The sequence below is a fragment of the Exiguobacterium sp. s150 genome (assembly GCF_018618435.1).
Taxonomy (GTDB): domain Bacteria; phylum Bacillota; class Bacilli; order Exiguobacteriales; family Exiguobacteriaceae; genus Exiguobacterium; species Exiguobacterium alkaliphilum.
Genome location: NZ_JACSMC010000012.1, coordinates 26976 through 41205 on the forward strand (window position 1 = coordinate 26976; position 14230 = coordinate 41205).

Annotated in this window: 16 protein-coding genes; 13 read left to right on the forward strand and 3 right to left on the reverse strand. The window is 52.9% G+C overall.

All coding sequences use genetic code 11. From position 1 onward, the window contains the following. The first annotated feature begins 94 nt into the window (after positions 1–94). The 11 genes from KNP76_RS07740 to KNP76_RS07790 all read left to right on the forward strand — a co-directional run bounded on the left by KNP76_RS07740 (position 95) and on the right by KNP76_RS07790 (position 8797). The gene (locus KNP76_RS07740) at positions 95–1786 is read left to right on the forward strand and encodes a glycoside hydrolase family 13 protein (protein ID WP_211780168.1); all 1692 of its coding nucleotides are present in this window, start codon (positions 95–97) and stop codon (positions 1784–1786) included. Positions 1787–2230: 444 nt separating this feature from the next. Further along, positions 2231–4639, forward strand: a complete 2409-nt coding sequence (locus KNP76_RS07745) for a Na+/H+ antiporter subunit A (protein WP_211780167.1) — start codon at positions 2231–2233, stop codon at positions 4637–4639. Then, positions 4636–5073, forward strand: coding sequence for a Na(+)/H(+) antiporter subunit B (locus KNP76_RS07750; protein ID WP_034816925.1), 438 nt, complete (start codon positions 4636–4638; stop codon positions 5071–5073). Before KNP76_RS07745 ends, KNP76_RS07750 begins: the two co-directional genes overlap by 4 nt. After that, positions 5073–5411, forward strand: a complete 339-nt coding sequence (locus tag KNP76_RS07755) for a Na(+)/H(+) antiporter subunit C (protein ID WP_034816924.1) — start codon at positions 5073–5075, stop codon at positions 5409–5411. The genes KNP76_RS07750 and KNP76_RS07755 overlap by 1 nt, the downstream gene beginning before the upstream one ends. Beyond that, positions 5404–6894: a Na+/H+ antiporter subunit D gene (locus tag KNP76_RS07760; protein ID WP_034816922.1), complete on the forward strand. Its 1491-nt coding sequence runs from the start codon at positions 5404–5406 to the stop codon at positions 6892–6894. The genes KNP76_RS07755 and KNP76_RS07760 overlap by 8 nt, the downstream gene beginning before the upstream one ends. Beyond that, the gene (locus KNP76_RS07765) at positions 6891–7367 is read left to right on the forward strand and encodes a Na+/H+ antiporter subunit E (protein WP_034816920.1); all 477 of its coding nucleotides are present in this window, start codon (positions 6891–6893) and stop codon (positions 7365–7367) included. The genes KNP76_RS07760 and KNP76_RS07765 overlap by 4 nt, the downstream gene beginning before the upstream one ends. Next, positions 7367–7642, forward strand: coding sequence for a Na(+)/H(+) antiporter subunit F1 (locus KNP76_RS07770; RefSeq protein ID WP_034816919.1), 276 nt, complete (start codon positions 7367–7369; stop codon positions 7640–7642). The genes KNP76_RS07765 and KNP76_RS07770 overlap by 1 nt, the downstream gene beginning before the upstream one ends. After that, positions 7629–7988: a monovalent cation/H(+) antiporter subunit G gene (gene mnhG, locus KNP76_RS07775; RefSeq protein ID WP_211780165.1), complete on the forward strand. Its 360-nt coding sequence runs from the start codon at positions 7629–7631 to the stop codon at positions 7986–7988. Before KNP76_RS07770 ends, mnhG begins: the two co-directional genes overlap by 14 nt. Positions 7989–8027: 39 nt before the next feature. Next, the gene (locus KNP76_RS07780; protein ID WP_211780164.1) at positions 8028–8360 is read left to right on the forward strand and encodes a hypothetical protein; all 333 of its coding nucleotides are present in this window, start codon (positions 8028–8030) and stop codon (positions 8358–8360) included. 64 nt (positions 8361–8424) lie between these two features. After that, a complete protein-coding gene (locus KNP76_RS07785; RefSeq protein ID WP_024370994.1) occupies positions 8425–8628 on the forward strand; it encodes a YwbE family protein in 204 nt (67 codons plus the stop codon). A 1-nt stretch (position 8629) separates the two neighbouring features. Next, positions 8630–8797: a hypothetical protein gene (locus tag KNP76_RS07790; RefSeq protein WP_167331255.1), complete on the forward strand. Its 168-nt coding sequence runs from the start codon at positions 8630–8632 to the stop codon at positions 8795–8797. A 50-nt stretch (positions 8798–8847) separates the two neighbouring features. On the opposite strand, the gene KNP76_RS07795 is transcribed toward KNP76_RS07790, so the two are convergent. Then, the gene (locus KNP76_RS07795) at positions 8848–9822 is read right to left on the reverse strand and encodes a hypothetical protein (RefSeq protein ID WP_214843951.1); all 975 of its coding nucleotides are present in this window, start codon (positions 9820–9822) and stop codon (positions 8848–8850) included. 408 nt (positions 9823–10230) lie between these two features. On the opposite strand from KNP76_RS07795, the gene KNP76_RS07800 reads away from it, so the two are divergent. Next, entirely contained in the window at positions 10231–11703 is a 1473-nt protein-coding gene (locus KNP76_RS07800) for an alanine/glycine:cation symporter family protein (RefSeq protein WP_214843953.1), read from the forward strand. Positions 11704–11745: 42 nt separating this feature from the next. Here the strand turns inward: KNP76_RS07800 and KNP76_RS07805 are convergent, their stop codons facing one another. Together KNP76_RS07805 and KNP76_RS07810 are read right to left on the reverse strand one after the other, a co-directional pair. Beyond that, a complete protein-coding gene (locus tag KNP76_RS07805; RefSeq protein WP_214843955.1) occupies positions 11746–12543 on the reverse strand; it encodes a formate/nitrite transporter family protein in 798 nt (265 codons plus the stop codon). 92 nt (positions 12544–12635) lie between these two features. Continuing rightward, positions 12636–13022, reverse strand: coding sequence for a VOC family protein (locus KNP76_RS07810; RefSeq protein WP_081852690.1), 387 nt, complete (start codon positions 13020–13022; stop codon positions 12636–12638). A gap of 81 nt (positions 13023–13103) precedes the next feature. Between KNP76_RS07810 and KNP76_RS07815 the strand changes: the two genes are divergently transcribed. Further along, the gene (locus KNP76_RS07815) at positions 13104–14222 is read left to right on the forward strand and encodes a GTPase (protein ID WP_214843957.1); all 1119 of its coding nucleotides are present in this window, start codon (positions 13104–13106) and stop codon (positions 14220–14222) included. Positions 14223–14230: the final 8 nt, after the last annotated feature.

The following is a 14230-nucleotide window of genomic DNA, read 5'->3' on the forward strand; positions in this document are numbered from 1 at the left end:
CTTGCGCCAATGCTATTGTAAGATTAGATTTATCGAAAAACAGGTATGTATCTGTCTAATACATTGACTACAGTCACTAGGAGGAACTTGACGTATGGAGACGGCGTTCAGACGAGTGGAGCAACAGACGGTCACACGCACATGGTGGAAAGAAGCGATCGCGTATCAAATCTATCCGCGCAGTTTCAACGATTCGAACGGGGACGGGATCGGCGACCTTCGCGGAATCATCGAGAAGCTCGATTATCTCGAGGATTTGGGCATCGACGTGATTTGGATTTGCCCGATGTATAAGTCACCGAACGATGACAACGGCTATGACATCTCGGACTATCAAGGCATCATGGAAGAGTTCGGGACGATGGAGGATTTCGACGCGTTGCTTCAGGCGGTTCACGCACGGGGGATGAAGCTACTGTTAGACCTCGTCGTCAACCATACGTCAGACGAACACCCGTGGTTCGTCGAGTCACGACAGTCCATAGACAGTCCGAAGCGGGACTGGTACATCTGGCGGGACGGGCAAGGCGGCGAGCCGCCGAACAACTGGGCGAGCATCTTCGGCGGTTCGGCGTGGGAGCTCGACCCGGAGACGAACCAGTATTATTTACACGTATTTTCAAAGAAGCAACCCGACCTCAACTGGGAGAACGGGGACGTGCGGACGGCCGTCTACGACATGATCAACTGGTGGCTCGACAAAGGCATTGACGGCTTCCGTGTCGACGCGATTAGCCACATCAAAAAGAAGCCGACGGACACGATGCTGCCGTCACCGGACGGAAAGAAGTACGTGACGGCCTTCTCGATGTATTCCAATATCGATGGCATCCACGAGTACTTGCAAGAGATGAAGCGCAAAACGTTCGCGAACTATGACATTATGACCGTCGGCGAGACGAATGGGATTGAGCCGGAAGCGGCGGACCTTTGGATGGGACCGGATAACGGGGCGATGAACATGGCGTTCCATTTCGATCACGTCGACATCATGCGACAGTCACGACTCGCCCCGCTCGATGTCGTCGAGCTAAAACGGATTTTCGACAAGTGGCAACAAGGGCTACTTGAGACAGGGTGGAACGCACTCTATATCGAGAACCATGACATGGTCCGTGCCGTCTCGCTCGTCGGGGACGAGAATCACTATTGGCGCGAGAGCGCGACCGCGCTCGGGATGATGTACTTCTTCATGCACGGGACGCCGTTCATTTACCAAGGGCAAGAGATTGGGATGAAGAACGTGCCGCTCCCGTCGATTCATGACTACGATGACGTCGCCACGAAGAACGAGTATTTCGAGCGCATCGCGAACGGGATGAGCGAAATCGATTCGATGCAACAAGTGTGGGGCACGTCGCGCGACAACGTCCGGACCCCGATTCAATGGGACGCTTCGCCACACGCGGGGTTCTCGACGGTGACGCCGTGGATGCCGGTCCATGAAGAGTACGAGACGCTAAACGTGGAGGCCCAGGCGAAGGACGCCCACTCCATCTTATCGTTCTACAAGACGATGATTCGTCTCCGTCGCGCGGAGGAGACGTTCACGTACGGCAGCTATCGTGACGTGTTGCCGGATCATCGCCAAGCGTTCGTTTATGAGCGGGCGTTCGAGGACAAGCGTTTCTTAATCGTCACGAATTTGACGGCCAATCCGACGATGGTGACGCTTCCGGACGTCGTGACGGGTACGCTCGTCTTGACGAATGAGCTTGACCCGGAACCGATTGATACCGAGACGTTTCTATTGAAACCGTTCGAGGCGAGATTGTATCGCCTTTGACCCGACTTACGGGCACTTTCCTAGCTGAGGAGAGTGTCCGTTTTGTCGTTTTTAGACAACCTTACGCTGTAACAGGTTTGAAAATAAAAGATTTTAGCGAACCATTTATGTATTTAAAAGTAAATTAAATTCCAATTTAAGGTTTATATAAATCGGTGATAAAAGAAAAAAATATCGGGTCTCTTCTTATTAACAAGGTCACGTGAATTCGAATTTAAACGAGCAGGAGAGATGAAACGGACGGAAAAGTAAGCTATACTGGGAATCAACAACACATTGAGAGAGCATTCAAAATGATGTTCGAGATTGAGGGGCAAGAAAATCGGGTATGAAAGGTAAGATATTCGATGCCATCAATCGCAATCAGAGAAAAGGAATCTGCATTCACTAATGTAAAAGATTACCTTACAAGGCATAATGAGAAAATTTGAAGGAGGGAACACTTTGTCCGCACTGCATTGGGTGATTTTATCGCCTTTTTTATTCGCGCTCATCATCCCGTTTTTGTTTAAGTACGTTTCAAAAATTCATACAGGATGGTTCGTCTGGTTGTTGCCGACGGCCTTGTTCATCTACTTCATGAACTGGCTACCGGTCATCTCGTCCGGACAAGTCGTCGAGACGAGTGTGTCCTGGATTCCAGCACTCGGTATTGAGTTCACCGCTTATTTAGACGGACTGAGTATGCTGTTCGTCCTGTTGATTACCGGAATCGGGTCGCTCGTCGTCTTGTACTCGATTTTCTATCTATCGAAGAAAGAGCGGCTCGGTAACTTCTACGTCTATTTGATGCTCTTTATGGGCGCGATGCTCGGCGTCGTCTTATCGGACAACTTGATCGTCTTGTACGTGTTCTGGGAAGTGACGAGCATGGCCTCGGCCCTCCTCATCAGTTACTGGTTCCATAAAGACAAGTCGACGAAAGGTGCCCAAAAATCGATGCTCATCACCGTGGCCGGCGGACTCGCCATGCTCGGTGGATTCGTGTTGCTCTATCAAATGACGGGCACGTTCAGCATCCGAACAATCATCGAGAACGTCGATGTCGTCCAGGCGAGCCCGCTCTTCGTACCGGCGATGCTCCTCGTCCTGCTCGGCGCGTTCACGAAATCGGCCCAGTTCCCGTTCCACATCTGGTTGCCGGACGCGATGGAAGCCCCGACGCCGGTCAGTGCATACTTGCACTCGGCGACGATGGTCAAGGCCGGGATTTATCTCGTCGCTCGGATGACGCCGGTGTTCGGCGGCTCGAACGTCTGGTTCTGGACGCTGTCCATCGTCGGACTCGTGACACTCCTTTGGGGTTCAATCTCAGCCGTCCGACAAAAGGACTTGAAAGGGATTCTCGCCTTCTCGACGGTGAGTCAGCTCGGTCTCATCATGTCGCTCCTCGGTGTCGGCTCGGCCGCGCTGACGGGTGGGGCAGATGACCCGATCTACTCGCAAGCGATTCTCGTCGCGGTGTTCCACTTGTTCAACCATGCGACGTTCAAAGGCGCGCTCTTCATGGCGGTCGGGATTATCGACCACGAGACGGGGACGCGGGACATCCGCAAACTCGGGGGCTTGATGACGGTCATGCCAATCACGTTCACCGTCTCGCTCATCGGTCTCGCCTCGATGGCGGGCCTCCCGCCGTTCAACGGATTCTTGAGTAAAGAGAAGTTCTTCTCGGCGATGTTGAACGTTCGTAACTTCGAAGCGTTCGACGTCGGCTCACTCGGGTTCATGTTCCCGCTCATCGCCTGGATTGCGAGTATCTTCACGTTCCTCTACAGCTTGATCATGTTCTTCCACACGTTCCGTGGAAAGTTCGAGCCGAGCAACTATGAACGGAAGGTGCACGAGGCGCCGATCGGGATGCTCATCAGCCCGATCATTCTCGTCGTCCTCGTCATCGTCTTCGGTTTGTTCCCTAACTTGTTGTCGTACTCGATTATCGAGCCGGCGAAACAAGCGATCTTGCCGACGCTCTTGCCGGAAGGGGAACAGTTCGTCGTCGATATTAAGATTTGGCACGGGGTCAACACAGAGCTGCTCATGACGCTCGGTGTCGTCTTGATCGCCTCGTTCTTGTTCTATCTCATGCACCGTTGGATGAAACTCGCGATTTATAACCGTGAGCGTGATCCGTTCAACTGGTTCTATGACAATGCGCTCACTGGTCTCACGTCAGGTTCGCAGTGGATCACACGCCTGCAAATGACGGGGCTGTTGCGTGACTACTTCGCGTATATCTTCACGTTCATGCTGCTCCTCGTCGGCTACACGTTCTGGCGATTCGATGCGTTCGCCATCGACACGGCAAACACGAGCGTGATCGAGCCGTTCATGTGGATCTTGATCCCGCTCCTCATCGGGGCAATCGTCACGATCCCGTTCTTGAACCACCGCATCACGGCGGTCATCGTCGTCGGGGTCATCGGCTTCTTGCTCGCGCTGTTGCTCATCGTGTTCCGGGCGCCTGACCTTGCCCTCACGAAGCTCCTCGTCGAGACGGTGACGCTCGTCATCTTCATGCTCGCGTTCTACCACTTGCCGGAGATGCGGAAAGAGAAGTTCACGCCGCGTTTGAACGTGGCGAACCTCCTCATCTCGATTGGGGTCGGTGTCACGATGACGCTCGTCGCTCTTAGTTCGGCAGCGCTCGGGAACGAGGCCGGTTTTGAATCGATTTCAGATTACTTCCTCGAGAACGCGAAAGAACTTGCCGGCGGCTATAACGTCGTCAACGTCATCCTCGTCGACTTCCGTGGACTTGATACGTTGCTCGAAGTACTCGTGTTGGCCGTCGCGGCCCTCGGGATTGTCACCTTGATTAAACTACGCTTGAAAGGAGGAGAAGACGTATGAAGAGACAAGTGAGAGCCAGCAACTTGATGCTCCATAGCATCACGCGGGTCGTCACGTTCATCTTGCTCGCATTCTCGATTTATCTGTTCTTCGCCGGGCACAACAGCCCGGGCGGAGGGTTCATCGGTGGATTGATGACGGCGAGTGCGCTTCTCCTCATGTATTTGGGTTTTGACATGAAGCGTGTGAAAAAAGCGATCCCGTTCAACTTCACGACGATGATCGCCGTCGGCTTGCTCGTCGCCCTCTTTACGGGCGTCTCGAGTATGCTGTTCGGCTACCCGTTCTTGACCCAGTTTTTTGAATACTACGACTTGCCGGTACTCGGAAATACCGAGCTGTCGACGGCGCTCCCGTTTGACCTCGGTATCTACTTGGTCGTCGTAGCCATTGCCCTGACGATAATTTTAGCGATTGCGGAGGATGTTTCGTAATGGAAATACTCATGTCGATTACGGTCGGTGTCCTCTTCATGGTCGGCACTTACCTGTTACTGACGAAAAGCTTGTTGCGAATCGTGCTCGGACTCATCTTGCTGTCGCACGGGGCGCACTTCTTACTCCTGACGATGTCGGGACTACAGAGCGGGACACCACCGCTCCTTGATTTAAATTCAGAAGCGTATGCGGACCCGTTGCCACAGGCACTCGTCTTGACGGCAATCGTCATCAGCTTCGGAATGACATCATTTTTACTCGTCTTGTCTTACCGGACGTACAAAGCGTTCAAGACGGACGATTTAGAACAGTTGAGGGGGTCAGCCGATGAATAACTTGCTCGTACTCCCATTCCTCATCCCGTTCGCGATCGGGGCGATCTTGATCTTGTTCTCGAAGCAAATCGGATTGCAACGTTTCCTGAGCGGATTGACGTCGATTCTTATGCTCGGTGTCGCGGTTTACCTCCTAAGCGTCGTCCGAACCGAGGGCGTCGTCGTGTTAGAAGTCGGTAACTGGTCGGCACCGTTTGGGATCGTGCTCGTCGCGGACTTGTTCGCGGCGATCATGGTGCTCATGTCCGCCATCGTCGGACTGCTCTGTCTCTTCTTCGCCTTCCGGACGATTGCGCCGGAACGTGAAAAGTTCTACTTCTACCCGTTCTACTTCTTCTTGTTGACGGGTGTGAACGGTGCCTTCTTGACAGGGGACATCTTCAACTTGTTCGTCTTCTTCGAAGTCATGCTCATCTCGTCTTACGTCTTGATCGTCATGGGCGGGACGAACTATCAACTCCGTGAGTCGCTCAAGTACGTCGTCATGAACATCTTCGCCTCGATCTTGTTCATCGCGACGATGGCGTTCACGTACGCGGTCACCGGTACGCTCAACATGGCGCAACTCGCCGAGCGTGTCGCCGAGCTCGAGCAGGTCGGGGTATTGAACGTCATTGCAATGTTCTACTTCGTCGTCTTCGGAATGAAAGGGGCGCTGTTCCCGCTTTACTTCTGGTTGCCGCGTTCCTACTATGGACCGCCGGCCGCGGTCGCCGCTTTATTCGGTGGCTTGTTGACGAAAGTCGGGATTTACGCGATTATCCGGACGTTCACGCTCATCTTCCCGCACAATCAAGAGTTCACGCAGCCGATCCTCATCTGGGTCGGGGCGATCACAATTGTCATCGGTGGGCTCGGAGCCGTCTCGAACTTCGACTTTAAGCGCATCCTGTCGTACCACATCGTGTCGCAGGTCGGTTATATGGTCATCGGTCTCGGGCTTTACACGAGTCTCGCGATTGCGGCGGCGATTTATTATATCGTCCACAACATCATCGTGAAGACGGCGCTCTTCCTCTATGCGGGGACAGCGCAACGGATCACCGGGACGACCGATTTGAAACAGATGGGCGGCTTGTTGAAGACGCACCCGCTTCTCGGGTGGATGTTCTTCATCACCGGAATCGCCATCGCCGGGATTCCACCGTTCAGTGGCTTCGTCAGTAAGCTGTCACTCGTCGTCTCGAGCTTTGAGACGGAGCAATACGTCGTCGGCGGGATCGCACTCGCCGTCGGGATGTTGACGCTCTTCTCGATGATTAAAATCTTCATGTACGTGTTCTGGGGCGAGCAAAAGCACACGAAAGCCCAAGGCAAGACAAAAGTCGGCGACTTGTTGCTCCCGGCCATCCCGCTCGTCATCTTGACGACGGTGCTCGGTGTCGCGGCCCAGCCGATTCTCTCGTTCTTCCTCGAGGCGTCGAACCAGTTGCTCGATCCGTCGATTTATATTGATTCAGTCTTGAAAGGAGGGGGCGCATGACGTTCCAAGTCGTGTTAAACACCGTCATCGCCATCATGTGGGCGGTGCTTTGGAATAGCTATACCGGCGTCGATTTCCTGCTCGGTTATATCGTCGGGATTTTCATCCTGTTCGTCTTGCGTCGCTTCCTCCATTTCGATTTCTATATGCGTCGCGTCTTCGCCGCGTTCAAGCTGATCGCCTTGTTCATCAAGGAATTGATTATGTCGAACATCGATGTCGTCAAGGTGCTCCTCAGCCCGAAGTTCGATATCGAGCCCGGCATCATCGAGGTGCCGACACAGCTCAAGTCGGACTGGGAGTTGACGCTCCTCGCGTCGCTCATCAGCCTGACGCCGGGAACGCTCTCGATGGACTTTGCTGAAGACAAAAAGTCGATTTTCGTCCATTCGATTCACGTCCCGGATAAGGAACAGATGATTCGAGAGATTCACGACACGTTTGAGAAAGCGATTATGGAGGTGACGCACTAATGTTTAAAGTGTTGCTCATGATTGCCTTGTTCTTCATGTCCATCTCGCTCGTCATCTCGTTCATCCGGACCGTGAAAGGGCCGACGATGCCGGACCGCATCGTCGCGCTCGATGCAATCGGCATCACGCTCATCGGGGTCATCGGAATTTTGATGATCCTTCAAGAGACGATCGCGTACGCCGAAGTCATCCTCGTCATCGGGATTTTAGCGTTCATCGGGACGATCGCCTTGTCGAAATTTATTGAGAGGGGGGATATCTTTGACCGCGATTGAATGGATTGTTGCGATTCTTTGTCTCATCGGTGGATTCCTCAGCTTTGTCGGGGGAATCGGCTTTATCCGTTTCCCGGACGTCTACGGACGGACGCACTCCGCGACGAAGAGCGCCACGCTCGGCGTCATCACCGTCATGGTCGGGACGTTCCTCTACTTCCTGTTCGCGGAAGGGATGTTCTCCGGCAAGATTCTACTGACGATCATCTTCGTCTTCTTGACGGCACCGCTCGCGGCCTTGATGGTATCCCGTGCCGCCTACCGGACCGGGGTCCCGCTCTCTAACTTGACGACGCAGGACGATTTGAAAAAGAAATACCCGGAAGAACGAAAAGACGTAAACTGACACTCTCCACAGCGGGGAGTGTTTTTTAGGAGGGGTTCGATGCATCACTTTGAAATCGGCAACGACATCGAGTCGCATTCGTTCACGATCGTCGAGGCGGATCGTGAGACGTTGACGATCGCGCTGTTCGGCCATGAGGAACGGGTGCGCGTCACGGACTACGTCACGTTCGTGCGTACGCTGACGGACGCCTATCACCGGCTCGACGGGACAGCCGAGCTCGTCCGTGTAGACGGCAGCGCCCTGTTGACGCTCACGTTCAACCGAGGCCGGGTCGCGGTACGGCTCGTCCGGGACACGTCAGTTCGAACGTTTCAAACCGATCAAAGCTATGTGACGGCGGCGCTCGCGCAAATCGGGATTGTCGAATAGGTTGTGACAAAAGCGGGAAAAGAGCATATGATAGAGGTTGACTATACGGAAAGGGGTGTCGGGTATGGATGGCACGAAACGCGCGGACATTCGCCCAGGGCTCCACGTCCAGATTGTCCTAAAACAAGATCAGCGGAGTGGGAAGTTGACGAAAGGCGTCGTCAAAGACATTTTGACGAACTCGCCACGTCACCCGCACGGCATAAAAGTACGCTTAAGCGATGGACAGGTCGGTCGAGTGAAAGTGATCGAAGCTGGAGGTGAATGACATGAGTGAAAAGAAAATGAGTTTTCAAGAGGCGATGAAACAAAAGCTCGCCGAGAAGAAACAAAGTCAGACGAAAGTGCCGACAGGCCTTCATGGGACGAAGCAGAAGCCGTTGACGAACCAGTTGACGAAGAAGCCGAACAACCAGAAGAAACGGACAGGCATCTAAAAGGCAGCCGCTCAATCGAGCGACTGCCTTTTTCCTTCGTTCACACATGTTCAGTCATGCGACGTACCAACGAATAGCCCGTTGTTGAAGTCATCGAGAATTTTTTGGTAGTACTTCATTTGGTCGATATCCTCGTATTTCAACGCATTGTCTGCACCGGCAATCATCTCACCCACGGTCAAACCGACCTCGACTCCGCTATCTTTGTAGACGAGATCAAGGTTTTGGAAATCAGCGTCGTTCAACAGGACGTTGATTTTCGCGGCCGTCAGCTGCATGATCAACCGTTTTTCTTCGGTCATCCCTTTTTTTGCGGGATCCATGAGAAGGGCAAGGGCTGCGCGATCATGAATCACACTATAGTCTTTTCCATCAATAGTAATGACTGTGCCGTACGAGAACGTCACTTTGTCGAAATTGAAGATGTTTTTCCAGAAGCCGATTGTAAACACATCATAGTCGTCCATTGGTGGCGGTGGTGGTGTGCACTCTTCCACCGTCAACGTGACGTAGCGAACCCATGGGTTGCCGACACCAGGGTCACCTGGATAGGCGGTCTCGTCTTCACCGTTCACGACTGTATCCAAATGGAGGAAAACATTGAATTGGAAACCGTCCGACAAGAGTGTCGATACAGGGACTCCGAGGTAAAAGGCGAGATCCGCATACGAAATCAGCAGATGTGTCGGATCCACGTTTGAAGACGTTTTAAAGTCGTATGCGCCTGGGCTTCCCCGTTCAAGCGACTCGGTCAATAAACGGAAATCAATCTTGATGTTTTCAGGGTCATTTTTTAGCACGACCCCGTCATTCAAATCAATGACGATTTTCAGCCCGTTTGCGACAAACTCAAAGTCGACCGTACCGATGGGGATGTTTTGTCCCGCATAAATCGTTTTATCCGATGTCGTCGACACGCACCATTGTTGACTACTTTCTTCCGCGACTACTCCTTTCATTGGCAACAGCGACAGCGCGAACATGAGAACGAACAAAAGCGACCACCATTTGCGATGCTTCTTCATTTCATTCCCTTCTTTCTTCGTGATGACTGAACGTGGTGTTGTAGAAGGCGCGCACCTATAGTTATTTATTACCCGGTAGGTCGGGATTCATTCAGGATTCGGGAAATATTGATAGAAAAACAATCAGATTCATTAACAAATCTATTCATAAAGCGAACATTACGAAGTAAGTTGAATCGTATCATCACTATAGGGCTGGGAAATAAAGATTTATAATTTCTTTTTGAACAATATGTAAGCGCTTTAAGTGTCGTTTTTTCGGGATTTATGTCGAAACTTGTGTGAATTTTATGTGAACCGACCTGTAAAAAAATTATTGCTAATTGTCAGAATCTTTGTATAATTCAAAACAAGACATTATAAAAATCGTAACAACTTCAGATTCGCACAACAGGGAGGAACTTATTCATGGAAGCCGTACAAAACTTATTGCAAGGAAGCGTCGACTTTTTAAACAACATCTTGTGGACGTACGTGTTGATCGTCGCGCTTGTCGGAGCCGGGATTTACTTCACGGTCAAAACACGATTTATGCAGTTCCGTTACTTAAAAGAGATGTTCCGTGTCGTCACTGACAAATCAGACGTCACACTCGCAAAAGATGGCAAGAGTATCAGTTCAGCGAAATCGTTCTTCATCGGAGCGGCAACACGAATCGGTACAGGGAACTTGGCCGGTGTCACGGTCGCGATCACGCTCGGTGGCCCAGGTGCCGTCTTCTGGATGTGGATCGTCGCCCTCCTTGGTGGCGCGACAGCGATGATTGAGAGCACGCTTGCGCAAGTATACAAAGTGAAAGACGACGTCGCTTACCGCGGCGGTCCAGCATACTACATCGAAAAAGGCCTCAACAACCGTGTCCTCGGTATCGTCTTCGCGGTCTTAATCGCCTTCACATTCGGTCTCATCTTCAACTCGGTTCAATCGAACACGATCGCGGCAGCGTTCGACAACGCGTTTGGTCTTGAAGCGGCAATCGGCGGCGTCATCCTCGTCGTCTTGACAGGTCTCGTCATTTTCGGTGGCGTGCAACGTGTCGCCAACTTCTCGGCGGTCGTCGTCCCAATCATGGCCGTTCTCTACTTGGTCGTCGCGCTTTACGTCGTCGTCGTCAACATCGCAGAAATGCCAGCAGTCATCGGAATGATCTTCCAGAGCGCGTTCGGTCTCGAGCAGGCGTTCGGTGGTTCAGTCGGTGCGGCCATCATGATGGGTGTACGTCGTGGTCTCTTCTCGAACGAAGCTGGTATGGGTTCGGCTCCAAACGCTGCAGCGACTGCGGAAGTTTCGCACCCTGCGAAACAAGGTTTCATGCAGACACTCGGTGTTTTCTTGGATACGTTGATCGTCTGTACGGCAACGGCTGCAATCGTCCTTCTCTCAGACAGCTATGCAGCAGGTAACGGGGAAGGCATCGCACTTCTTCAAAACGCATTGGCTGAGCAAATCGGAGCGTGGGCGCCAGCTTTCATCGCCATCAGCGTCCTCTTATTCGCGTTCAGTTCAATCGTCGGAAGTTACTACTACGGTGAGACGAACATCGAGTTCATCAAGAAGAGTAAAGCTGCCGTCTTCGGTTTCCGTTTACTCACAATGGGCTTCGTCTTCATCGGATCGGTCGCAAGTCTTGGATTCGTCTGGAGCCTCGCTGACTTGTTCATGGCGGGGATGACACTCATCAACTTGGCAGCCATCATCCTTCTTGGTGGTGTTGCCTTCAAAGTCCTTCGTGACTACGAAGAGCAACGGGCTCAAGGACTCAACCCACGCTTCTCAGCTCGTAAACTCGGAATCGAGAACACGGAATGCTGGGACGTCGAAGAGGAAGAAGTCGCACAAGGTGCCGTTCAAGCGGCAGCTGCCGATTCTTCAAAATCATAAACCATGCAACAACAGGGGCCCTGCGCATCGGGGCCCCTGTCTTTATGCGTTCTGCCGAATCGATTCGACGTTCGTCGAGGTTTGTGCGTTCAAATGGAGATACGTTGCCGCGACGAACAAGGCACCGCCGACGATGTTGCCGAGTGTGGCGAACAACAAGTTGTTGAGTGCGAGGCCGACGTTAACCATCTCCGACGGTGCGTAATAGAGGGCCAGTCCGAAAATCCCCATGTTGGCGATGGAGTGTTCGAAACCGGCGGCGAAAAAAGCGACGACCGGGAGCATCGTCAACATGATTTTGGCGACGTCATGTTGTGTCTTCAGCGGCATGAAGATGGCGATACAGACGAGCACGTTACATAGAATCCCTTTTAAGAAGATGGCGAACGCATCGGTCCCCATCTTCTTCGCGGCGACGACGGCCAAGAGGTGGTCGCTCCCGACCTCGCCCATGCTATGGGCACCGACGACGAGGGCGACGAGCAGGAGCGCACCGACCAAGTTGCCGACCCAACTGACACCCCAGACGGCGAGGAGGTCGCGCCACGACACCCGTTTCCGCTTCGCGCCTGTATATAAGTACATCGTGTTGCTCGTGAACAATTCCCCACCCATCCAGACGATAAAGACGAGCGCGACAGAGAAACTCATCCCGGCGAACAGCATCGTACCGGGCACATCGATGAACATGTTCCCGACCGAGAACGCGAAGACGACCCCGATCCCGATGAGAAATCCGGCGACGATGGACCGGAGCGCGTATTGTCCGAACGCGTGACGCAACAGCGTCGTCTTTTTATGCGCCGCTTCTTCCATATAATCGATAACTTGTTTTTCCATTTAAACGACCTCCTTCGACACTTTAAGTCTAGGAGGTCTCCATAAAGTTTGCAATTGTTTTCACAAACTTTTGTGGGGGGTGTATGAACTGTTCACAGCGTCGCCACGAGTTCGACTTTCATCCGGTCCGGGTCTTCGAAATAAAGCGCGATATAGTTCGGCCCGCCGGCATGAGGGAAACGGTCGGCGTATAGCTCCGTGAATCCACGATGCGGCAGTTCTGAGCGTAGCCGTTCGAGCTGTTCCAATGAATCGGCATGAAAGGCGAGGTGGTTCAAGCCGGTCTTCTTCCGGTGATACGGCGGCTCGAGGTGTTCGGGCTCCGTCTGGACGAAGACGAGGTACGTTTTCTCGAACTTATAACTTTGCCCCTTGTCCCATTGTTGATATAGCGTATAACCGAGTTCGTTGAGGAGCCAGTCCCAGGCGGTCAGGCTCTTTTTCAAATCAGAGACGTACAATTCGACATGATGCAACATCGGGCTCATCCTTCCGTCGGACGTTTCGAAACCGTCCATTTAGTATAATGGTTATTATACGACGAATGCAGGGGGAACCATATGGACAATACGGGGCTTGTCTCGAACATTTTGATTGCCGGGAAGACCGGCGTCGGGAAGAGTGCATTTTTAAACTATATATACGGCCGTGATATCGCGGCGTCGCGAGCGGGCAGCCCGGTGACAGAGGAAGGGTTGCACGAATATGAATATTACGACCTCGAACGCGGCATCCTGTTCCGTTTCTTCGATACGTGGGGGCTTGAGGCCGACCGCTCGGACGAGTGGCATGAAGCGGTGCTCGCCGTCGTCAATGAACGGGAAGGCGCGCTCGATATCGCCGATTGGTTCCATACGATTTACTATCTGCTGTCCATCAACTCGGGCCGTGTCGAGGCGTACGAGATTGACTCGATATTGAGACCGCTCTATGAGAAAGAAAGCAACGTGACGATCATCTTGACGAACTATAACCCCGAGAGCGCAATGAACGTTGAGAAGGCGGAGGCGATGGAGTCCGTCCTCATGCGCGAGCTCGGTATCCCACGCGAGGCGATGATACGAGTCAACAGCGTCGAGAAGAAGCTACTGAGCGGACAGCTCGTCCCGCGACTCGGTTACGATGCCGTCTGGACAAGAAATCGGGTGAATTTATGGCAAGACGTCGAGCGGAAGTTGCCGCTCAACTTGACGAACCATCTACTTGGCGAACTCGAGGCGTGGCGGGACCGCAGCCATCGCGTCGCCGAATCGATTCGCATCTTCACCCCGCAGGCGATGATCAGCTGGAAGGCGCGTCAAATCGAGAAAGATTTGGAAGCGACGCTCGAAGCGGCCGCGGAGACGACAGAAGAGGCGATGGCAGAAGGCATTCGTCACTACATCCAACTGATGGAACGGTATCCGCTCGTCGGTGCCCCGTCCGACCTTGTGTTCAAGACGCGCCGCGTCGAGCTCGGCTTCGACTATTCGTTCAAGCGGACGATTCGAAAGATGGTGCTCGGCATGATTCCGGGCGTGCACTTCATCTATTGGGCATTCAAGCGCCGGACGGCCGAACGTGGCATCAAAAAGGCCGTCAATCAACAGTATGAGGTCGTCAAACAGACGATTGAATTCGATGTGCGCCGCGGATTCGAAGAAGAGATGCGTCGGCTCGGCCGGACGCTCAGTCAATAAGGAGGAAG